Below are 20,367 nucleotides of genomic sequence, written 5' to 3'. Positions count from 1 at the left end.
GTCAGCGCAGCTGTGTGTCACGTGCGGTATCCGTGACATGCAGTTGCGTCACCGGAGTACCGGTGCGCGACACGAACATTCAGGGCGTGACCGGGGCCGGCTTCTGGAGGAAGTCGCCGACCTGCCCGATGGCCTCGGCCGCCTCGGGATGGAACGACCAGTAGATCTGGAAGGCATGCCCGTCGACCGGGTAGCTGTCGTGCCGGACCGCGACATCGGCCGCTCGCAGCCGCTCGACGAGCGCATCGGTATTCCGCCCGAGGCCGTCGAACTCACCGGATTGCACCAGGGTCGGCGGTAGGCCGGTGAGATCGGCGCACATGGGGTTGGCCTCCGGGTCGCTCACCGGGCGGCCCGCCAGGTAGGCGGTTTGGAAGCGCATGTGCTGTTCGGCGTCGGCGGGCGGGTCGTCGGCGGGGGCGTAGAAGTCGACGGCGGGGCACAGCAGCACGGTCGCGCGCGGCATGGGCAGTCCGCACTCGCGGGCGTGCAGCAGCGCCGACAGGATCAGCATGGCCCCGGTCGAATCACCCACCAGCGCAATACTTTCCGGTGGTCTACCGCAATCCAGCAGCCAGCGGTAGGCGGTGCACACATCGTCGCGGGCGGCCGGGAAGGGGTGTTCGGGGGCGAGCCGGTATTCGGGCACGAGTACCCGGGTGTGCCCGGCGTCGGCGACCGCGCCCGCCATGCCGCGATACCCGTAGGCCGAGCCCATCATGAAGCCGCCGCCGTGCGCGTAGACGGCGACGGTCTCGGAGTCCTCGGGGCGCGCGAGCTGGATGCCGGGCACCCCGCCGGCGTTCACCGGCTCCAGCAGCACGCCCTCCGGGATGGGGAATTGCGCGTGCATGAGTTCGAAGGCCGACCGCATGGGCGTCAGGTCGCCGTTGAACGTCTCCTCCACCGGACTCCACAGCCGGTCCATGCGGGCCGAGAGCGCGCCGCCCGCCGCGCGGGCCGCCGTCAGGGCGCTGTCCAGGCCGGCGAGCACGTCACGGGTTCGATCCAGTAGCGCCGTGCCCGCGGGAGTGAGGCCCACGCTGCGGGTATTGCGATGGAAGAGGTCGCAGCCCACCAGCTTTTCCAGTGACCGGATGGTCCGGCTGAGCGCGGGCTGGGTGAGGTAGAGCCGCTGCGCCGCGCGGCCGAAGTTCAATTCCTCGGCGACCGCGACGAAGGCGCGCAGGTGCCGGAGTTCCACGCCCTCGGGGGTCCGAGGCAGCGGCTCGACCATGTGCTCGAGTATGCCCGCCCCGCATTCATTCCGCTGCGGCATCGCTCTCTTGCGAACCCGGCAATTCCTTGGGCCTTCCGAAACTGCGACCGTGGACGCATGGGAAAAATTGTTGCAGGGCAGTACCTTTCGCTGGACGGCGTGACCGAGAGCGGCTGGACCGGTCTCGCCCCGTCGATCTCGCCGACCGATCCGCACACCGGGCCGTATTTCAACGACGCCGAGGTGCAGCAGGCCGTGGGCGCCATCATGGCGGGCAATGACGCCATGCTCCTGGGCCGCACCACCTACGAGGGCCTGAAACCCTTCTTCACCAGCCAGTCCGGCCCGTACTTCGACGCCGTCAACGCCATGTCCAAGTACGTGGTGTCCACGACGCTGGAGTCCACCGACTGGGCCAACACCACCATCCTGCGCGACAACCTGGCCAAGGAGATCGGCGCGCTCAAGGACCGGCATCAGCACATCGGCATCGGCGGCAGCGGCACCCTGGTGCGCTACCTGATCGCCGAGAACCTCCTCGATGAGCTGCACCTGCTGGTGTTTCCGCTGATCCTGGGCGGTCCGGGCGCGCGATTCTTCACCCCGGACCAGATGCCGGCCACCCTCACGCTCACCGACTGCCGTCCCCTGGACTGCGGGGTGGTGAACCTGGTCTACACCCGGCAGGAGGCCGCGGCATGAGCCGCCCAGGAGTTCGCCCCAACAAGGCACTCGCCGAGGCGCTTTCGAGCCGCTACACCGTGCCGGCACCCGCGCTGATCGAACTCTTCGGCTGAACCTTTCTCCGATTGCCCGGGGCCCACCAGTTGGCGGGCCCCATCAGCTTGACCAGGGCCGGAACCAGCAGCATGCGCACCAGGGTGGCGTCGATGACGAGCGCGATCACCATGCCCAGGCCGAGGAAACGCATGGGCGTGAGCGGGGAGAGCGTGAACGCCCCGGTGATGAGTACGAGCAGCGTTGCGGCGGCGGTGATCACGCGGGCCGTCTGCACCGTGCCGATGCGCACCGATTCCTCGGTGTCGGCACCGGCGTTGTGGGCCTCCACCATTCGCGAGAGCAGGAACACCTCGTAGTCGGTGGACAGCCCGAAGACCACGGCGATGATGAGCACCATCATGCCCGCCGACAGCGGTCCGACGCTGATGTGCAGCGCACCGGCCAGGTGACCCTGATCGAAGATCCAGGTCAGCACCCCGAAGGTGGCCGTCAGGCTCAGGAACGCCATGAGCACGGCCTTGAGCGGCAACACGATCGAGCGGAAGGCCAGTGCCAGCATGAGCAGGGTCACCGCCACCATCACCACGATCATGAGCGGCAACCGGTCGAGGACGGCGGCGACGCTGTCGACGGTGCTGGCGCTCTCGCCGCCGACCCGCAGGTCGAGTCCGTCCAGGCGCAGGTCACGCAGGTCGCGCACGACGTCCTGGGCCCGCGGCGAGCGGTCCGGAGCGGCCAGCGCCGCATGGATGACGGTGGTGTTGTCGCGGGTGTCCAGCGCCGTCGCCTGGCGCACGCCCCGGACGCCGCCGATCTCGCGCAAGGCGGTGCTGATGGCGGTCGGAGTCGGTGCGCTGCCGTCGGTTTCGCGCAGCAGGATGGTCGCGCCACTGTTCGCGGCCGGGAAGTGCGCGCTCAATTCCTCCACGGCGACGCGGGTTTCGTTCCCGGCGGGCAGTGCGGTGTGGTCGACATCGCCGAGCCGGACCCCGGACAACGGTGCGGCGAGGACCAGCAGGATCGCACCGACCGCGATGGCGACCGTGCCAGGCCGGTGCATGACGGCGGTGACGACCCGTCCCCAGAATCGTTGCGCCCGTTCCTCCGAGCGCTCGAAGGCGTCCGCGCGCCAGCTCCACTTGCCGATGCGCGAGCCCAGCAGGGTGAGGATCGCGGGCAGCGCGGTCACCGACAGCAGCGCGGCCAGCCCGACCGCGGCGATGGCCCCGACACCGAGTGAGCGCAGCACAGCCAGCGGGAACACGAAGGTGCCCGCGAACGCGCACATGAGCAGCAGCGCCGAGAACAGCACGGTGCGCCCGGCGGTCCGCAGGGTGCGGGTCACCGCCTCCTCGGTCGTGCGTCCCCGCCCCAGCTCCTCGCGGAACCGTCCGACGATGAAAAGCCCGTAGTCGATGGCCAATCCGAGCCCCAGCAGCGACACCACATTCATCGCGAACACGCTGACCTCGGTTATCCGCGCGATGATCCCGACCGCGCCCAGCGCCCCCACCACCGCCAGCGTGCCGATGAGCACCGGCAGCGAGGCGGCCACCACCCCGCCGAATACCAGCACCAGCACGATCGCGGTCAGCGGGATCGAAATCGATTCGGCCAGCACCAGATCGTGCCGCGACTGATCGCTGATGGTGTCGGCCAGTGCGCTGTATCCGGTCAGCTTGGTGTCGAGTCCCGGAATACGCAGTGCGGCAGCAAGTTTCGGATACTCCGCGACCCGCTGATTGTCGTTCCCCGCCGAGAACACGACCGCCACCGCCTGCCGTCCATCGGACGATCGGAGGTACTGTGATCGCGGACTGTTCCAATAGCTTTCGACCGGCCGATCCAACAGCGCCGGATCGAGCTTGCCGATCGCCGCGGTCACTCTCGGCCCGATATCGGCCAGCGACTGCCCCTCGGGCGCGGTGTAGATCGCGATGACATCCGGGTTCTGCGGCCCCAGGCGTTCGGTCACCCAGGCATCCACCGACGCGGATTCACCATCGGGTACCACGAATCCCGCCGAGCTCACCCGCTGCTGCAGCCCGGCCGCGAACAGCCCGCAGGCCAGTGCGAACAGCACCGCGATCACCAGCACGGTCTTCGGCCGCGCCACCACGACCCGCGCCCAGGCGGCCATGAGGCCATCTGATTCCGCGGTCTCGGTGACCTCGGGGGAACTGTCGACGACGGTCATGGGGCACTCCGATCCTTGTGTGCGAGTGGCCTATTGCCGCGGCCCGGGCTCGGGTCGAGAGGAGAGTCAGGCGGTCGCGTCCGAATTCGTCGGCGTCAGTTCGCTTTCCAGCGTGCGGACGATGCGGTCCAGCAGAGCGTCCAAGCGTTCCGGAACGCCGCGTCCGTTGCGGACCGAGACGGTCAGCTCGGTGCGTCCGCCGCATTCGGTCATGCCCAACAGCAGCGGCATGGCGACGCTGTGCTGCGGCATGACCTTGATGGCGGTGGGGGCGAAGCCGGGGACCGCGAGTGCGTCGAGGTCGTAGCGGCCCATGTGGGAGACGGTGGCGGAGGCCAGGTTCCGGCCGGTACGCGAGCCGAGCAGGTTCAGCGTGCGCAGCAGCCCGCGTCCCGCCGCCTGCGGCAGGTATTTCAGCCCGCCGTTGTCCATCTGGTTGAGCTCGCGGTTCTCCTTCAGGCCCGCGCGCTTGATCTCGTTGAGCTGCTTCCAATCCATGCCCGGCCGCACGTCCAGGAACAGCGGCAGCGCGAGATTCGCGGTGGACCGCAGTTCCGGGTCGTGGCGGCGGATGTCGACCGGGATCATGATGCGCGAGATCGGCCCGCCCTCCTCGGCGAGCAGCGCCGCCACCCGCATGAGCGCGCCCGGCCCGGTCGCGTGAATGGTGCGGGTGCGCAACAGGTGCCGGTGTTCGCCCGGGTCCTGCCGTCCGTGCCCGACCGCCGAGCGGAAGCGCGGCAGCATGAGCGTGGGCCGCCCCGGCGCGCCGACCTTGCGCACCAGTTCGGCGTCGGCGATCGGATCGGGCGCACCGACGGGTTCCTCACCGCGCAGCACCCGCAGCACATCGGTGGCCCACATGACCATGCCCATGCCGTCCATGACGCCGTGGAAGACCCGGAACACCAGGGTGGTGGGTGCGGCAGTGAGCAGCAGCACCTCCACGGTGGCGTCCGAGGTCGGCCCGATCGGGCTGGTGAGCACCGGATCCGCCTCCAGCGCCGGATATTCCAGGGCGTGGTCCACCACCCGCACGCTCGGCGCGACCCCGCTGTCCACCCATTGCTTGCCGTCGCGGACCAGCCGCGCACCCGGATTGGCGTCGGCGGCGGTGGCGACCGCGCGCAGCAGCGCCTCCGGATCGATGCTGCCCCGGCCCTCCACCACCAGCTGCATCAGGAACGGCGGCGCCAGATCCCGCATGGGGAAGTAGATGAGCTCGGTGGGGGAGATGGGACGGCGGAACATGTGTGTACCCCTGCCTAGATCTTCTCGGTCAATGCCACGATGCCGCCCTGGGTTTCGAGCCAGGCCAGGAACTCGGTCAGCCCGGTCTCGCGGTCCACGATCGGCTGGTAGCCGAAATCCCGGGTGGCGGCGGAGGTGTCGTAGGTGGCGGTGCGGGTCATCAGCGCCACCACGTACCGCGTCAGCGGCGGCGACCACCGGGTGGCGACGAACGGCAGGCGCCAGACGGTTTCGATGGCGGCCACCGCGGCGGTGAGCACCCGCGGATTCGGCTGCCGGGTCGGCTTCGGATAGCCGAGGCCGGTGGCCACCTCGCCGAGGAAGCCCCACACGTCGGTCCGCTCGGCGTCGGCGATGAAATACGCCCTGCCGCCGACCCGCTCGGAGCGCGCCGCCAGGACGGCCGCCTCCGCGATGTTCTCCACATGGCACAGCGAGGCCATCACCTGCTTGCCGTAGGACAGGTCCGGCAGCGTCCCCGCGGCCGCCCGCCCGAGCAGCCGCACGATCGGCCCGGACCGGTCGCCGGCGCCCCAGATGGCGCGCGGCCGCAGCGCGCAGGCCGTGAATTCGGCGGTGTTGGAAGCCAGCACGGCGCGTTCGGCCGCGGCCTTGGTCTCCGAGTACACGTTCAGGTAGCGGCTCGGGTACGGCACCGATTCGTCGATGTCCACCTGATCGCCGCCGTCGCGGTCCATGAGTGCGCTGGGGCTGGAGATGAACACGAACCGCGAGGCACCGTTGCGCTTGGCGGCGCGCAGCAGACTCTCGGTGGCCGTGACGTTCTCGGCCACGAACTGCGCCCGGGTGCCGCGGTCGTCGACCCGCGCCGCGCTGTGGAACACCACGTCCACGCCCTTGGTGGCGCGTTCGAGCGACACCTGATCGGTGAGATCGCCGGTGATGATCTCGATCTCGTCGATGACCTCGTACAGGTCACGCAGATTGCTGGTGGGCCGGGCCAGGATGGCCACCTCGAAGCCGCCGTCCCGGACGAGGCGGCGCACGATCGCCCCGCCCAGGAACCCGGATGCCCCCGTAACCAGTGCCTTCACGCTCTATCCTCTCCGCATGATCGGGGGCGCTGCGTGGTTACGCAGGCTGCCTCCTCCGCGCCTGACCCGCTCATACGGCCTCCTGGGTCTTCCACCACGTGATTCCGAAGATCTGTGTCATGGCCGCCGTCTTGACCGGCGAGTGCTCGGTGCCCGCCGTCGCCCTCAGCGCGGCCGGGATCTGGGCCGCGTGCACCACGATGCTGAGGAAGGCGTCGATCCAGAACACCGCCCGCAGCAGCCGGCCGGCGGGGGCGCGATCGCCCGCCGCCAGCAGTAGCCCCAGGGCCAGGTAGAGCCATCCCAGTACCGGAATCGCCCGCAGCACAGTCACCTTCATCGTCCGTCGTCCTTTCCGAGCTGCTCCGCCGCCCAGACCGCGAGTTGTTCGCGGCCGATCTTGGCATTGTGTCGGATATCGACCGGGAACTTCGGATGGAACAGGAACGTGGAAACCGGTGCGGTGACATCGAATTCGCCGGCCCGCTGCCGCAACTGCGCCGTCAGCGCCGCGGTGTCCGTGCCGGGCGCGGCCTCCACGCAGAGCACCGGCAGCTGCGCGCCGCGAGTGCCCACGCCGACCAGCGCGGTGCGGATCACCCCGGGCAGTATGTTGAAGACCTGTTCCACCTGCACGGAGAACATGGGTCCGGCGGCGGTGTGCACGCGCTGACTCTTGCGGCCGCAGAACCAGATCCGGCCCTCGCCGTCGATCCAGGCCAGGTCGCCGGTGCGATGCCACACCGTGTCGCCCTCGTGGATCTTGCCCGCCAGATTCGCCGCCTCGGGCCAGTAGTAGCGGGTGCTCACGTTCGGTCCCGACACCACCAGCTCGCCGATGCCGCGGGTGGCGACCAGCTCGGATTCGCGGGCCTCGGCCTGCGCCCAGGTCGGGATGGGATCGTCGGTGATGGCGACCAGCCGGGCCCGCACACCCTCGGCGGGCCGCCCGACACAGGTGCCGTCACCCAGGTGCGCGCGCTCCGCCAGACCGCCCAGCAGTTCCCGGGATTCGATGGTGGACATGGGCAGCGCCTCGGTGGAGCCGTACCCGGCATACACCTCGGCGTCCTCGGCCAGCACCTGCCGCAGCCCGGCGATGCACCAGTCCGGGACGGGTGCGCCGCCGGAATAGATGCTGTGCAGGGTCGGCACCGGCGTCTTGTGCGTCTCCAGGTGCCGCAGCAGCGGAATCAGCACGGCCGGGGAGGCGAACATGGTCTTCACGCCGAACCGGTTGAGGGCGTCGACCACGTGCGCCGGATCGGTGGAGCCGACCTTGCTCGGCACCAGCGGCGGTAGTACGCACCGTGAGCCGAGCAGCATGTCGAGAATGCCGACCAGCGGCAGCGTGATCAGCGAGGTGCCCGGTTCCACCCGGCCGCGCGCCGCGTGCACCTGCTCGACCATGGCGCTGAGATTGCCGTGCGTCATCTCCACGGCCTTGGCGGGCCCGGTGCTGCCGGTGGTGTAGGCGATGAGCAGCACCTCGTCCGCCGGCGCCGGCACCCGTTCGCGCAGGGTGAAGGCGTCGAACGGGGCCCGGTGCTCGCCGGCGGTCCGCCGCTCGGCGCGGGCGGCCAGCAGTTCTTGCAGTCGCGCCGCGACTTTCGCGCCGACCGGACCGGCCGCGCCGTCGGCGCGGAACCGGTTGCCGAGCCGGCCCGCGGTCACCGGCGCGCCCCAGCTGCGCAGGGTCGGTCCGCTCCAGAACCAGCGCGGGCCGACGGTGAGAGTCACCCGCACGTTCCGGAAGTACTTGCCGAACAGCACTCGCGCCGCGTGCGCTTGCGGAATGCCGACGAACGCCTCGGCATTCGCGGCGCGCAGGCAGTTGAGCATCTTGCGCAGGCCCATGCCCGGATCGATGACCACCGGGATGGCGCCGATCTTCAACAGCCCCAGCATGATCGCGTACAGCTCCGGGCTGGGCAGCACCAGCACGATGGTGCGGGTGCCACGGCCCACGCCCGCCGCGGCCAGGTGCAGGCCGATGGTGTCGGACCACTCGTCGAGCTCACGGTAGGTGAGGTGGCGGTAGTCCGGTAGTCCGGAGGCGGTCTTCCCCGCGGGGTAGATCACCGCCTCACGGTCCGGATCGGCGGCCACCACCGCTCGGAAGCGGTCGATGGCCTGCCAATAGGTCGCGGTGGTCACGCCGCGGCTCCGGCGAGGGCCGGGAGCCGGTAGACGACCGCGGCGGCCGAGGGGCCGGCACCGGCCGCCACGAACAGCACATCGCGGTAGCCGGCCAGCGAATCCGCCTGGGCGGCCGCGTGATACGCCAGGGTGAGCGCGGCCGTGTGCGGGTCACCGTCGGTCAGGTCCGGGGTGAACACCGCGTCCGCGGCGATGCCGAGTTCGGCGGCCAGCCGGGCCGGGAAGTCGGCGCTCGGGGTGGCGGCGATGAGGGCGGTGGTGGTCTTGTCGACCGCACTGTCCGACAGCGCGGCGCGCGCGGCCTCGGCGGCGGTGGCCAGCAGCCGGTCCAGATAGCCGGGTTCACGCTCGACCGTCATGATGCCGCGGCCGCGATCGCCCATGGTCTCGGTGTCCACGTAGGACTCCAGGCCCGGAGCGCCCGCGGCGGCGCGGGTGTGCACCCGGCCGAAGCCCTCGGGCTCGCCGGTCTGCTCCAGCAGCAGCGCCGCACCCGCGGTGGCGTAGGGGAATTCGTCGTCGGCGGCGGAGCGCGTCAGCGACGGGTGGGTGTCACCCGACACCACCAGCACGTGCTCGGCGCTCCCGGTGGCCAGTACCGCCTGCGCCACCTGCACGGCATTGAGCACGCCGGTGCCGGCGTTCATGAGGTCGAAGGAGAACGACCGCGGGTCCTCCTTCACGTAGTCGAGCCCGATGCCCGCGGCCTTCTGGATCAGGGCCGACACGGCCGGCTCGACGGTATTGCTGTCGCGGAAGATGCCCGCGTTGATCATGACCCCGACCTGCCCGGGCTCGATGCCGGCGCTCTCCATGGCCCGTCGCGCGGCCCGGCCGCTGAGCTCGACGATGCTGAAAGTGTCGGTGTCCCGGCTGATTCCGGTGGACTTGATGCGCACACCCATGGCAGTACCTCAGACCTTCAGCGACGAGATGGTGGTGGACAGGAAGCCGCCGACGACGCCGGAGGCCGCCGGAATCATCAGGATCTTCGACCCGGCCGCCAGGTTCTGCTGGCTGAGCTGATCGTGGAGCACGATGAAATGCGAAGTGCTGGAGGTATTTCCGTACTTCTCGATGACATTCAGGTCCGGCGGCATGGGGTGGCCGAACTCGCGCTCGGCGATCGCGTTCATGAACGGAATCGCGGCCGCGCCGAACTGGTGGTGGATGATGTAGTCGAAACCCTCGTCGGCGAAGGTGATCCCGTTCGCCTCCATGAAGTTGCGCTGGGTGTCGGTCCACAGCAGGAACCGCGCCTCGTTGTGCATCTTCCGGTTGTCGGTGTAGAGCGCCACGCCATTGGACTTGTCGCTGGGCATGCCCAGGCACAGGTGCGAGAACTCCGAGGCGGTGGTGAGCTCGATGTAGTGGATCTTGTCGTTGTCGTCCACGGCCTCGTCGAGCACCACGGCCGCACCGGAATCGCCGACGGTCAGCGACGCGAATTGCAGATCGTATTTACTGGAAATCTCGTTCACGGCCGTTTCGGCAATAGGCGTAATAGCCTCGCCGCTGACCACGATGCCGCGTTTCACCGCGCCACTGCGAATCATTCGGTCGAGAATGTAGACGCCACTCATCATGCCCGCGCAGGCATTCGAGAGATCGAAGGCGATGACATCCTCGCGAGCGCCGATGGCGCGGCCGATGGCGCCGGCGAAGGACGGCTCCATGTACATCTTGGTGCCCTCCTTACTGCGCGTGATGGAGGTCGAGATGATGATGTCGAGATCGCCTGCGGCATAAGATGACCTGGACAGACAGTCCTCGACGGCCTTCATGGCCAGGGCGAAGGAGTCCTCGAGCGTCTCCGGGCGGGTGTCGCGGAAACGGCGTTCCTTGACACCCGTGATTCGTTCGAGATCGAACTCCGGGACCTCCTTCAATTGTGAGAGCAGTTCGGCTGTGGTAACACGCTTCTCGGGCAGATAGGCGCCGATGGACTCGAATCGAGATTGCGGCACAGGGGACTCCTGGAACTGGGAGGCTGAAACCTCGTGGAAGAGAGTGAAATGTGTGTTCGTCAAGCTCGGATGAACTGAGGCTACCCGAGAGTAACTAGCTTGGGGAACTATCGCGTTCCGTGTGGCTGTCTGAGACGAAACGTGAACGCACGCTTAGTGTTACGCGCGGTGTCGCAAAATTTCCGCACCCGGCCTGGCCGCCCGCGGCCTGGCTGAGGTGGGGGTTCGCCGAAAGCCGGGCGCTGTGGTCACCGCCTGGCGATCGTCCGTTATGTGTCATCGGTATGGCCCGGGGATGACGAACCGAGCTTCTCGCTGTGAGTGAGTTCACCCGGCCACGTCACACCCGCGCGCTCCGGTGGCACCGACCCGAAAACTGTCTGGGCGACAGTGGATTTCGCGACGAGGCGTAGCGATTCAGGCCTGCGCGGGCAGGCCCAGCACCGCGATCACGAACTCCACGAACAGCGGCGCCAATTCGGGCACCCGATGCGCCCCCTCGGCCACGATGACCCGGCGGGTGCGTTCGCCGATGGCATCCGGAATCAGCGCGAACAGCTCGTCGGCGATGACCGGCAGGCTCGGATCGGTCGCGCGCGCCTGGGCGTAGAAGACCCGGTACAGATCCGCGAACCGATCCACCGACAGATCCCGCAGTGCCACCGACTCCTGATCCACCTTGAACGCCTCGACCAGCATCAGCCGTGCGAAATCCGGTTCGGAGGCCACGGTTTCGCAGAAGGTGACCACGATGGACTCGATGCGCTCGTACGCGCCGGCGTCGGTGGGCAGCTGGGCCAGCTCGTCGGCGATGCGGGTCGCGATGATGTCGGAGGCGGTGCGCACCGCCTCGATGAAGCAGTGCTCCTTATTGCTGAAGTGCTCGTAGAAGGTGCTGCGCGAGACCCGGGCGCGCGCCACGATATCGGTGAGTGTGGTGGCGTGGTAGCCCCTGGCCTCGACGCATTCCACCATGGCCTCGAGCAGCCGGCCGCGCTGCGAGGTGAGGACGGCGTCCCGGGCGGCGCGGTGCCGTTCGTCGAAGTTGGTGCGCTGCAACGTCCCCTGTGGTGCGCGAGCCGTCATGTGGACCTGCCTGTCGCGCATCCATTCCCTCTCTCACTGAACCGCGTTCGCTTCAGATGGTCATTATCGGTGGGCGCCCGGATCGGTGGCGTCCCGGGATTGCGGTCGGGTGACCTCAGTCGCCGCCGGCTACCGCGGACGCTACAGTCGCGGCAGCCGCAAAACCGCGAAGGTGAAGGCACGTAGATCCGGAATCCGTTGCGGCAGTGGGGAAATCTCCCCACGCCGGATCAGCCGCCGGGTGCGCTCGGCAATGCCGTCGACGATCAACGCCGGTTGTCCGTCGATCACCGCCGGGATATCCGCGGACCCGGCCCGCGCCGGCCGATGGAACTCCCCACGGATCGGAATGTCCGTTCCGGCGCGACGAACGACCATTCCTCGTGTCGTTGGACCGCATATGCACATCGTGGCAATGGTGGATCGGCCGTCGTCATCGGCGTGGACTTCTGTCCAGGTCCGGGGTCGCTGTCGGGTGCCGCGGTCCGTACGCTGGCTGGACCGGAAAACTGGATCCTCACTGGCTACTTCGGTAAATGTTTAGCTGAAGGATTGCTGGATGGATAGGCGGACAGATGCTCGACGCGCTCACACCGATTCCGGAGCAGCCGCTGCTCGGAATGTACCTGCGGCACCGCCGGGAGAATCAGGGCCTCACGCAGGAGGAGACCGCTCGGCGGATGTTCGTCAGCGTCTCGCTCTACCGGAAGCTGGAGAGCGGGGAGCGCACGGTCTCGGCGGACCGGCTCGAGGACTGGTGTGCCGCCATGGACGTACCGATGTGGATGCTCGAGAAGGTGGTCTCGCTGGCCCTGCCCAGGGTGTCCACCTTCGCGCGCGGCACCTGGCCACCCCAGCTGCGCCAAGAGGACCTCGACCATCTCGAGGCCCTGCCCTGTCCGGCGTACTTCCACCGCTTTCCCGAATACGAGGTGCTCGCGGCCAATCGGGCTGCCGGCGGGGCGTTTCCGTGGCTGGCCCCCGCGGCGCCCGGCGCCGAGCGCCCGGTCAATGTCATCGAGCAGTTCCTGACCATCCCGGAAGCTCGCGAGTTGCTGGTCAACTGGGACACCATCGTGCACCGCCTGGTTTTCGGCCTGCGCGTCCTCTCGCCCGGCGTGGTCGCCCCCGAGCGCCTGGCCCAGATCATCGAAACCTGCAGCGTCAACCCGGAATTCGCGCGCATGTGGAACACCCCGATGGACGAAGACCTGTTCAACGACTCGCTCGTGCAGGTCCGCAACCCGGCCACCGGCGAGATCATGAGCCTGACCATGCGTTCCTACAACGCCTTTCACCCGCAGAACTGCTCCTACCAGCTGTTCATGCTCACGCCGCGGTCGCCCGGCACCACCACCATCGACCCATGCGCGGCCCCCTGACCGGGCTCCGGCAGCTGTTCGGAGAAGGAGAGAGAACGGGGAACGGTCGATGTCGGCCGACACCGTTGACCCCTCGCCAACAGCTGATCCGGGCCCGTTGGTCGGCGCGGGTGCCCCAAATCGTGCTGCTGCCCCAGGTTGACCGGCGCGGTAAGCGGACCGGATGCTGGAGCGGACTCGATGCCCGCCCGCCGGAGGGCGGCGGGCGGGCACCGGTTCTTACTTCGGTTCGACGTACTTCGGGAAGACCACGGCCGGTTCCGGCAGGGCGGTGCCCGGGCGGAGCGGGGTGGCGAGGTCCGCGAAGTCGCGGTCGGTGACGCCGAGCAGGTCCAGGATCTTGCCGGCCGAGCCGGGGATCACCGGCTGGACCAGGATCGAGACGATGCGCAGCACCTCCATGGTCACGTAGAGGATGGTGCCCTCGCGGGCGGTGTCCTCCGGGGCGCCGGCCTTGGCCAGGGTCCAGGGCGCCTGGGCGGAGAAGTAGCGGTTGGTCTCACCGAGGGTGAGCCACAGCTGCTCCAGACCCAGATGGATCTGCTGCTGGTCGAACTCGGCCCGGACCTTCTCGAGCAGGTCGCCCGCGCGCTCCAGCAGGGCCTTGTCGTCCTCGGTGAACTCGCCCGGGGTGGGGACGACGCCGCCGAAGTCGCGGGCCACCATCTTCAGGCAGCGCTGGGCCAGGTTGCCGTACTCGTTGGCCAGATCGGCATTGATGCGGCCGACGATGGCCTCGTGGCTGTAGGAGCCGTCCTGGCCGTAGGAGATCTCACGCAGCAGGAAGAAGCGCACGGCGTCCAGGCCGAAGGTGTCGACCAGGTCCATGGGATCGACCACATTGCCGACCGACTTGGACATCTTCTCGCCCTTGTAGTTGACGAAGCCGTGCACGAAAACCCGCTTCGGGAGCTCGATTCCGGCGCTCATCAGGAAGGCGGGCCAGTACACGGTGTGGAACCGCGAGATGTCCTTGCCGATGATGTGCAGGTCCGCGGGCCAATACCGCTGGAACGACGCCGAATCGGTGTCGGGGAAGCCCGCGCCGGTCAGGTAGTTGGTGAGCGCGTCCACCCAGACGTACATGACGTGCTCGGGGTGACCCGGCACCGGCACACCCCAGTCGAAGGTGGTGCGGGAGATGGACAGATCCTTCAGGCCCGCCTTCACATACGAGACGATCTCGTTGCGCCGGGTCGCGGGCGCGATGAATTCCGGCTGGGTCTCGTACAGTTCGAGCAGCTTGTCCTGATAGTTGGACAGGCGGAAGAAGTAGTTCGACTCCTCGGTCCACTCCACCGGGGTCTTGGTGTCGGTGGAGATACGGGTGCCGTCCTCGAGGAGGGTGGTCTCCTCCTCGGTGTAGAACGCCTCGTCGCGCACCGAGTACCAGCCGGCGTAGGTGTCGAGGTAGATGTCCCCGGCCTCGACCATGCGCTCCCAGATCGCGACCGACGCGGCCAGGTGGTCCTCGTCGGTGGTGCGGATGAAGCGGTCGAAGGAGATGTCGAGCGCCTTGTCCATGTTCTCGAAGACGTCGGAGTTGCGCGAGGCGTACTCCTGCTCCGCGAGACCGGCGGCCTTGGCGGCCTGCTGCACCTTCTGGCCGTGCTCGTCGGTGCCGGTCATGTAGAACACATCGAAGCCGTCCAGCCGTTTGAAGCGGGCCAGGGCATCGGACGAGATGTACTCGTAGGCGTGCCCGATGTGCGGTGCGCCGTTCGGGTACGCGATGGCCGTGGTGACGTAAAAGGCGGGGCGATCGGATGCGCTCATGGTGTGTCTACTCTATCTGCGTGTCCTACGTCGCTCGCGTGAATATCCCCATGGCAGGTGCCGCACGTCTTTCTTTCGGGGGATGGGCATGACCAGTCGCCGACCTGCGCCCGAGCCGCCCGAGCCGCTGTCGCCGCTCATCGACGCGCACACCCACATCGATGCCTGCGGGGCCACCGATCCGGAAGCGGTTGCGGCCCTGGTGGAGCGGGCCCGCGCGGCGGGTGTGCGGGAGCTGGTGACGGTTGCCGACGACCTCGAGGCCGCGCGCTTCGCGGTCCGCGCAGCGCACTGGGACGACCGGGTCCATGCCGCGGTGGCGCTGCACCCGACCCGCGCCAACCACCTCGACGAGGCCGCCAAGGCCGAGCTCGAGCAGCTGGCCGCCGATCCGCGGGTGGTCGCGGTGGGGGAGACCGGGCTGGACTACTACTGGCCCGGCAAGCTGGACGGCTGCGCCGAGATCGAGGATCAGGTCGAGGGCTTCCGCTGGCACATCGACCTGGCCAAGCGGCTGGGCAAGCCGCTCATGATCCACAACCGGGAGGCCGATCACGACCTGCTGGCGGTGCTGCTGGACGAGGGCGCGCCGGAAACGGTGATCTTCCACTGCTTCTCCTCCGACGCGAACATGGCGATGGCCTGTGTCGAGGAGGGCTATGTGCTCAGTTTCTCGGGCACGGTCAGTTTCAAGAACGCGCACGAATTGCGCGAGGCCGCGAAACTCGTTCCGGACGAACTGATTCTGGTCGAAACGGACGCGCCCTTCCTGACTCCGCATCCGTTCCGGGGTGCGCAGAACGAGTCGTACATGCTGCCGTACACGCTGCGCGCACTGGCGGAACTGCGCGAACAGGATCCGGTGCAGCTGGCCAAGATCACCACCGCCAATGCCCGCCGCGTCTACGGAATCTGATCCACTGTTCCGCCTCTCCGGGACTTCAGCGCCCGGCTCGGGTGCCGTCGCGGGTACCGCACGCGTGCCCGCGGCCGGGTGGCGAACCTATTTCGGGCGTACCCGGCGAGTTACCCTCAGCGCTGCGAAATCAGTTGTCGCTGCCGGGGATCGGACACCGGGCTTTGGGTCGCCATCTGTGTCGCAGCTCACTACGATCTAGCGCGATCGTGATTTACCTGCGGTTCGATATCGGGTCGTAATTTTCGTCCCCGCAGTTCCGCCGGGAGTGGTTGTCAATCCCGGACCCTCTCGTTATCGTACTGTGACCATGCCGGGATTTCCGATGCACGCATTGACGAAGATCAACTCGTCGCGTTCCCCGATGCTGTACGGGGCTATCGCGGCGATGCTCGTCACGCTCATCTTCGGCGCCGGCGTTGCCATCATGAGCAAGAAGCAGATCACCTTCGTCATCGATGGCAAGCAGTTCGCCGAATCCACCATGCGCGGGGACGTCCGCGGCGCGCTCAAGGACGCCGGGTACGCGATCACCAACCGTGATGACGTATCCCCTTCCGCCGCAGCGCATATCAGCGACGGATCCACCATCACGCTGAACCGGGCCCGCGAGGTCTCGCTCATCGTCGACGGCACGCCCTCCAAGGCCTGGACCACCGCGCTCACCGTGGCCGAGGCGGTCACCAAGCTCAACCTGCCCGGCGACGTCTTCACCTCGCCCGCGCGCCCGACGCCGCTGCCGCTCGAGGGCGCGCAACTGCTCATCACCAACCCGCGCACGGTCGAGCTCAGTGACAACGGCGCGCCCGCGTCGCTGGTCCGCCTCGCCGCCCCGACCATCGGGGAGCTGCTCCAGGCGCAGGGCCGCCCACTGGTCAATCAGGACTCCGTGGAACCGGTCGCGAGCACCCCGCTCACCGACGGCATGAAGATCACCGTCACCCGCAAGATCGTGGAGAACCGCACCGAGCGGGTGCCGCTGGATCCGCCGGAGAACATCATCGAGGATCAGACGCTCAATATGAGCCGCACGATCGTCGAGAATCCGGGCGTACCCGGCACGCAGGACGTGACTTTCGCGGTCTCCATCGTGAACGGCCATGAGGCGGGCAAGGATCCGATCAAGTCCACCGTGATCGTGCCCGCGCAGCCCAAGACCGTGCGCAAGGGCGCCAAGCCCGGCACCGAGGTCCCGGACGTGCAGAACGGCACCACCTGGGATGCCCTGGCCAAATGCGAATCCGGCGGCAACTGGGCCATCAATACGGGCAACGGCTTCTTCGGCGGCATCCAGTTCGACCAGAACACCTGGGAACGCCAGGGCGGCACCCGCTACGCCCCGCGCGCCGATCTCGCGACCCGCGAGGAACAGATCGCCATCGCCGAAGTGACGCGCGCCCGCCAGGGCTGGGGCGCGTGGCCGGCCTGTACCTCGCGGCTCGGCATCGGTTAGAAGGGCTGTCCCGACAGCGTGGACAGCAGCTGGAACGGCATGCTGAGGAACATCAACCCGACATAGAGCGGGTAGCGGATCGGATCACCGTTGAGGTAGCCCTCGGCCAGCCAGCTCATCAGGTCTGCGGAACCCATGTCGCATCTCCCTTGCGTAGTGGTTACTGCCACCGGGCATGTCGGCAACGCGAATCCTGTTGTTACCGAACGGAAGTATCGGCAGCCCGGGCGATCGGCGCTCGACACGAACGCGCAGGGTCACCGGAAAGTGGATTCGAGGAAGTCGACGAGGTCGGCAGTGGTGGCCGGGCGGCAGGCGAAGCCCAGGTAGCCGTCGGGACGGATGACGAAGGCCGATCCGTGGCCCGCGCGGTAGGCCCGGGCGAATTCGCCTGCGGTGTCGCGGATCAGCGGGAGGCTGGTCGCGGCCGCGCCGGCCCGGGGTGCGGCGATCAGGTAGACGTCCAGGTGGCCGTGGGCCGTAGCGGTCGCGGTGACGGCCAGCTGTTCCAGGTCGCGCAGGTCGTGATCGGTGGTGGTGTCGTCCGCGTAGAGCAGCAGGGTGTGGGCGGTGCCATCGATGAGGGGCAGCAGCCGGAAGTCGAAGGCGACGGCGTCGCGGGTCAGGCCGCGGGCGTCGGGGGCGCGGGCGCCCGCCGGCGGGGCGGGCTCGCCGGGCGGAGACGGCGCGACGATCGGACTGCCGGCATAGTCGATGAGCAGCTGGGCCTCCCGGCGCAGGACGTAGCCGGGATCGGTGGAATCCGCCCCGATGCCCTCGCGGGCGCTGCGGACCGTGCGGCCGACGACCTCCTCGCCGACCGGACGGCGTTCGGCGTCGTAGGAGTCGAGCAGGGTTTCGGAGGCGTCACCGGTGAGCGCCAAGGCCAGTTTCCAGGCCAGATTGTGGGCGTCCTGGATGCCGGTGTTCATGCCCTGGGCGCCGGTGGGCGGGTGGATATGGGCGGCGTCACCCGCCACGAAAACCCTTCCGCGGCTGTAGGAATCGACAATGCGGTGGCTGATCCGGAAGACCGAGGACCAGCGCAGGTTCGACACCTGTGCCGGTTCGGGGGCGAGCCGGTCGACGACCGCTTGCAGATCGGGCAGATCGGGCGTCCACCCGGTGGTGAAGCCGTGCTCGACGCCGTCGTCGCCGGTCGCCCGGTCGGGTGTCCGGCCGTCGGGGAGGAGCATGGAGATGCGGTACCGGTGCCGGCCGGGGAGCGGGATGCAGACCAGCAGATCATCGGTGACGCCGTCGGTCTGGTGGCTCGCGCGGATGTTGTAGCCGCGCGGCATCGACCAGCTCAGTTCCACGTCCCCGAGCATGTAGTGCTCGGTGAAGGCCGCGCCCTCGAAGGAGAGACCCAGCGTCTTGCGGATCGTGCTGTGCGCGCCGTCGCAACCGACGAGATAGCTTGCCCGCGTGGTCTTCTCGCCCATGTCGCTCGCGAGCGTCACGGTGACCCCGTCGGCGTCCTGCTCGAAAGCCGCGACCCGCGTACCCCGTTCGACGGCGCCGCCCAGCTCGGCGAGCCGGTCCCGCAGAATTCGCTCGGTCTCGTACTGCGGCAGGCCGACGAATCCGAACGGCACGTCCGGAGGCAGCGTCAGCTCGATGCGCGGGCCCGGCTCGCCATTGACGAAGGCGAGCTGCCCGTGCAGTTGGATCGCCGCGTCCAGAATCCGGCGCAGCACCCCCATCTGCTCGAACACTTCCAGCGCACGCGGTTGGATGCCAACGGCTTTCGCGTACTGCGGCGGTTTCAGCAGCGGGTCGACGATCCGGCACGGCACGCCGCGGCGGCGCAGCTCGATCGCCGCGGTCAGGCCGACCGGTCCGGCGCCCGCGATGACTACCGCGGTGTCGTCCATGGGGTCGAACCTGTCGGGGATACAGACGCCGCGGGGTTGTTCGTAGCCGAATTACGTTGTGCCGGATCGTGTCCGGGCACAGCACCGGAGCCGTAGAAGGTGGGCAGCATGCCCTTCACCAGTACCAGCGCCGACCCTTCGCCGGAGGGGACGGCCGCCAGGTTGGTGGCGACCACGATGGTGAGGCCGGAGTCCGGGTCCGACGCCATGTAGGTCATGTAGCCCGGGATCTGACCGTCGTGCCCGAACTGATGCTCACCGAAACGCACGAGGCCCAGGCCGTACCCGGCCATGGCCGGATTGGCCGGATCGATCGGCTGGATACTGTCCATCCGCATCTTCTGGAACTCGGCGTCGAGCAGTTTGCCGTCGACGAGCGCCTTCGTATACGTGGTCATATCGTCGACCGTCGAGATCGCCGCACCCGCGGTCCAGGTCCACGACGGGCTCGAGGTCGTCTGGTTGCCCGGTTTCAGCGTGCCCGCCAGCGCGGCGGCCTGCTGATCCGGCGGCAGTGCGAAGGTGTCGATGGTGGAGACCATGGTGCCGAAGGCGTAGCCCTGCGGATGCGGATCCGGCATCGAGGAGTCCGCCGGCGCGGGGAACGACGTGTGCTTCAACCCGAGCGGTTCGAAGATGCGCTGCCGGAAGTTGTCGGCCACAGGCATATTCGTGACCTTCTCGATGACCAGTCCCAGCAGGATGGTGTTGGTGTTGCAGTACTCGAATCTCTCGCCCGGCGGGAAATCGACCGGGTGCGCGAACGCGATGGCCAGCAATTCCTCCGGGGTCCACACCTTCTGTGGATCCTTGTCGATCGCGGCGCTGAAGTCGTAGTCGAAGGTGTAGTTGTAGAGGCCGCTGCGCATTTCGGCGAGCTGGGCGAGGGTGATGCGGTCCCCGTTCGGCACGCCCGGCCAGTACTTGCCGATCGGATCGCCGAGCGAGAGCTTGCCCTCCTGGGCGAGCTGCATCAGGACCGTCACCGTCATGGTCTTGGTATTGCTGCCGATCCGGAAGTGGTCGTCCACCGTCATCGGATCGTCCTTGCCGATGGTCCCGGTCCCGAAGGTGGCGGTCCAGTCGCCGTCCTTGGGCGACTCGACCACCACCACCGCTCCCGGAATGGCGTTGTCCTTCATCAGTTCGGTGATGATGGGCCGCAATGTCGCGGCGTATCCGGGCTCCTTGGACCCCGTATCGTTCGACGATCCACACCCTGCGGCGACCGTCAACGCCACGGCTGCGATGAGCACGCCGAAACTCCGCCGGTATCCCATAACTCTC

The 20,367-nt window shown here is 68.2% G+C and carries 18 protein-coding genes; 4 read left to right on the top strand and 14 right to left on the bottom strand.

All coding sequences use genetic code 11. The features are described from left to right. Positions 1-79: 79 nt before the first annotated feature. Positions 80-1,237, bottom strand: coding sequence for an alpha/beta hydrolase fold domain-containing protein (locus ABZV44_RS14765; RefSeq protein WP_354836122.1), 1,158 nt, complete (start codon positions 1,235-1,237; stop codon positions 80-82). A gap of 99 nt (positions 1,238-1,336) precedes the next feature. On the opposite strand from ABZV44_RS14765, the gene ABZV44_RS14760 reads away from it, so the two are divergent. Next, positions 1,337-1,921, top strand: a complete 585-nt coding sequence (locus tag ABZV44_RS14760) for a dihydrofolate reductase family protein (RefSeq protein WP_354836120.1) — start codon at positions 1,337-1,339, stop codon at positions 1,919-1,921. A 52-nt stretch (positions 1,922-1,973) separates the two neighbouring features. Here the strand turns inward: ABZV44_RS14760 and ABZV44_RS14755 are convergent, their stop codons facing one another. The 9 genes from ABZV44_RS14755 to ABZV44_RS14715 form a co-directional block, all read right to left on the bottom strand. Next, positions 1,974-4,100: an MMPL family transporter gene (locus tag ABZV44_RS14755; RefSeq protein ID WP_354836547.1), complete on the bottom strand. Its 2,127-nt coding sequence runs from the start codon at positions 4,098-4,100 to the stop codon at positions 1,974-1,976. Between the two features lie 123 nt (positions 4,101-4,223). Next, positions 4,224-5,408 carry a peptide synthetase gene (locus ABZV44_RS14750; protein ID WP_354836118.1) on the bottom strand — a complete coding sequence of 395 codons (1,185 nt, stop codon included), beginning with the start codon at positions 5,406-5,408 and terminating at the stop codon, positions 4,224-4,226. Positions 5,409-5,422: 14 nt separating this feature from the next. Continuing rightward, positions 5,423-6,463, bottom strand: a complete 1,041-nt coding sequence (locus ABZV44_RS14745) for an NAD-dependent epimerase/dehydratase family protein (RefSeq protein ID WP_354836116.1) — start codon at positions 6,461-6,463, stop codon at positions 5,423-5,425. Between the two features lie 70 nt (positions 6,464-6,533). Further along, positions 6,534-6,803, bottom strand: a complete 270-nt coding sequence (locus ABZV44_RS14740; RefSeq protein WP_354836114.1) for a hypothetical protein — start codon at positions 6,801-6,803, stop codon at positions 6,534-6,536. Continuing rightward, the gene (locus tag ABZV44_RS14735) at positions 6,800-8,620 is read right to left on the bottom strand and encodes a fatty acid CoA ligase family protein (protein WP_354836112.1); all 1,821 of its coding nucleotides are present in this window, start codon (positions 8,618-8,620) and stop codon (positions 6,800-6,802) included. Before ABZV44_RS14735 ends, ABZV44_RS14740 begins: the two co-directional genes overlap by 4 nt. Beyond that, positions 8,617-9,528, bottom strand: coding sequence for a hypothetical protein (locus ABZV44_RS14730; protein WP_354836110.1), 912 nt, complete (start codon positions 9,526-9,528; stop codon positions 8,617-8,619). The genes ABZV44_RS14735 and ABZV44_RS14730 overlap by 4 nt, the downstream gene beginning before the upstream one ends. A 9-nt stretch (positions 9,529-9,537) precedes the next feature. Next, entirely contained in the window at positions 9,538-10,590 is a 1,053-nt protein-coding gene (locus tag ABZV44_RS14725; protein WP_354836108.1) for a 3-oxoacyl-[acyl-carrier-protein] synthase III C-terminal domain-containing protein, read from the bottom strand. 417 nt (positions 10,591-11,007) lie between these two features. Further along, a complete protein-coding gene (locus ABZV44_RS14720; RefSeq protein WP_354836106.1) occupies positions 11,008-11,697 on the bottom strand; it encodes a helix-turn-helix domain-containing protein in 690 nt (229 codons plus the stop codon). 120 nt (positions 11,698-11,817) lie between these two features. After that, positions 11,818-12,054 carry a hypothetical protein gene (locus tag ABZV44_RS14715; protein ID WP_354836104.1) on the bottom strand — a complete coding sequence of 79 codons (237 nt, stop codon included), beginning with the start codon at positions 12,052-12,054 and terminating at the stop codon, positions 11,818-11,820. A 197-nt stretch (positions 12,055-12,251) separates the two neighbouring features. Between ABZV44_RS14715 and ABZV44_RS14710 the strand changes: the two genes are divergently transcribed. Then, positions 12,252-13,058 (top strand): helix-turn-helix domain-containing protein, encoded by an 807-nt coding sequence (locus ABZV44_RS14710; RefSeq protein WP_354836102.1) that lies wholly within the window; start codon positions 12,252-12,254, stop codon positions 13,056-13,058. Between the two features lie 219 nt (positions 13,059-13,277). Here ABZV44_RS14710 and metG read toward each other — a convergent pair whose 3' ends face one another. Further along, complete coding sequence (metG, locus tag ABZV44_RS14705; RefSeq protein ID WP_354836100.1) at positions 13,278-14,834, bottom strand: methionine--tRNA ligase; 1,557 nt, start codon at positions 14,832-14,834, stop codon at positions 13,278-13,280. Between the two features lie 88 nt (positions 14,835-14,922). On the opposite strand from metG, the gene ABZV44_RS14700 reads away from it, so the two are divergent. Both ABZV44_RS14700 and ABZV44_RS14695 read left to right on the top strand, forming a co-directional pair. Then, positions 14,923-15,750 carry a TatD family hydrolase gene (locus tag ABZV44_RS14700; RefSeq protein ID WP_354836098.1) on the top strand — a complete coding sequence of 276 codons (828 nt, stop codon included), beginning with the start codon at positions 14,923-14,925 and terminating at the stop codon, positions 15,748-15,750. Positions 15,751-16,075: 325 nt separating this feature from the next. Beyond that, the gene (locus tag ABZV44_RS14695; protein ID WP_354836096.1) at positions 16,076-17,203 is read left to right on the top strand and encodes a transglycosylase family protein; all 1,128 of its coding nucleotides are present in this window, start codon (positions 16,076-16,078) and stop codon (positions 17,201-17,203) included. Here the strand turns inward: ABZV44_RS14695 and ABZV44_RS14690 are convergent. The 3 genes from ABZV44_RS14690 to ABZV44_RS14680 all read right to left on the bottom strand — a co-directional run bounded on the left by ABZV44_RS14690 (position 17,200) and on the right by ABZV44_RS14680 (position 20,336). Continuing rightward, entirely contained in the window at positions 17,200-17,340 is a 141-nt protein-coding gene (locus ABZV44_RS14690) for a hypothetical protein (protein ID WP_354836094.1), read from the bottom strand. The genes ABZV44_RS14695 and ABZV44_RS14690 overlap by 4 nt on opposite strands. Before the next feature lie 120 nt (positions 17,341-17,460). After that, positions 17,461-19,080 carry an FAD-dependent monooxygenase gene (locus tag ABZV44_RS14685; protein ID WP_354836092.1) on the bottom strand — a complete coding sequence of 540 codons (1,620 nt, stop codon included), beginning with the start codon at positions 19,078-19,080 and terminating at the stop codon, positions 17,461-17,463. Further along, on the bottom strand, positions 19,062-20,336 hold the full coding sequence (locus ABZV44_RS14680; protein ID WP_354836090.1) for a serine hydrolase domain-containing protein: 1,275 nt from the start codon (positions 20,334-20,336) through the stop codon (positions 19,062-19,064). Before ABZV44_RS14680 ends, ABZV44_RS14685 begins: the two co-directional genes overlap by 19 nt. Positions 20,337-20,367 lie beyond the last annotated feature (31 nt).

The sequence above is a fragment of the Nocardia sp. NPDC004860 genome (genome assembly GCF_040609015.1).
In the GTDB taxonomy this organism is placed as follows: Bacteria; Actinomycetota; Actinomycetes; order Mycobacteriales; family Mycobacteriaceae; genus Nocardia.
The sequence above is the reverse complement of the archived record's forward strand: the minus strand, read 5'-3'. Positions and strand labels throughout refer to the sequence as shown.

What these genes read in the sequence shown, in the direction of transcription:
- ABZV44_RS14750 (WP_354836118.1), bottom strand. Translation starts at nt 5,408, where the DNA reads ATGTTCCGCCGTCCCATCTCCCCCACCGAGCTCATCTACTTCCCCATG.
- ABZV44_RS14730 (WP_354836110.1), bottom strand. Translation starts at nt 9,528, where the DNA reads ATGGGTGTGCGCATCAAGTCCACCGGAATCAGCCGGGACACCGACACT.
- ABZV44_RS14720 (WP_354836106.1), bottom strand. Translation starts at nt 11,697, where the DNA reads ATGCGCGACAGGCAGGTCCACATGACGGCTCGCGCACCACAGGGGACG.
- ABZV44_RS14695 (WP_354836096.1), top strand. Translation starts at nt 16,076, where the DNA reads ATGCACGCATTGACGAAGATCAACTCGTCGCGTTCCCCGATGCTGTAC.
- ABZV44_RS14760 (WP_354836120.1), top strand. Translation starts at nt 1,337, where the DNA reads ATGGGAAAAATTGTTGCAGGGCAGTACCTTTCGCTGGACGGCGTGACC.
- ABZV44_RS14740 (WP_354836114.1), bottom strand. Translation starts at nt 6,803, where the DNA reads ATGAAGGTGACTGTGCTGCGGGCGATTCCGGTACTGGGATGGCTCTAC.
- ABZV44_RS14715 (WP_354836104.1), bottom strand. Translation starts at nt 12,054, where the DNA reads ATGGTCGTTCGTCGCGCCGGAACGGACATTCCGATCCGTGGGGAGTTC.
- ABZV44_RS14755 (WP_354836547.1), bottom strand. Translation starts at nt 4,100, where the DNA reads ATGGCCGCCTGGGCGCGGGTCGTGGTGGCGCGGCCGAAGACCGTGCTG.
- metG (WP_354836100.1), bottom strand. Translation starts at nt 14,834, where the DNA reads ATGAGCGCATCCGATCGCCCCGCCTTTTACGTCACCACGGCCATCGCG.
- ABZV44_RS14685 (WP_354836092.1), bottom strand. Translation starts at nt 19,080, where the DNA reads ATGGACGACACCGCGGTAGTCATCGCGGGCGCCGGACCGGTCGGCCTG.
- ABZV44_RS14765 (WP_354836122.1), bottom strand. Translation starts at nt 1,237, where the DNA reads ATGGTCGAGCCGCTGCCTCGGACCCCCGAGGGCGTGGAACTCCGGCAC.
- ABZV44_RS14690 (WP_354836094.1), bottom strand. Translation starts at nt 17,340, where the DNA reads ATGGGTTCCGCAGACCTGATGAGCTGGCTGGCCGAGGGCTACCTCAAC.
- ABZV44_RS14700 (WP_354836098.1), top strand. Translation starts at nt 14,923, where the DNA reads ATGACCAGTCGCCGACCTGCGCCCGAGCCGCCCGAGCCGCTGTCGCCG.
- ABZV44_RS14710 (WP_354836102.1), top strand. Translation starts at nt 12,252, where the DNA reads ATGCTCGACGCGCTCACACCGATTCCGGAGCAGCCGCTGCTCGGAATG.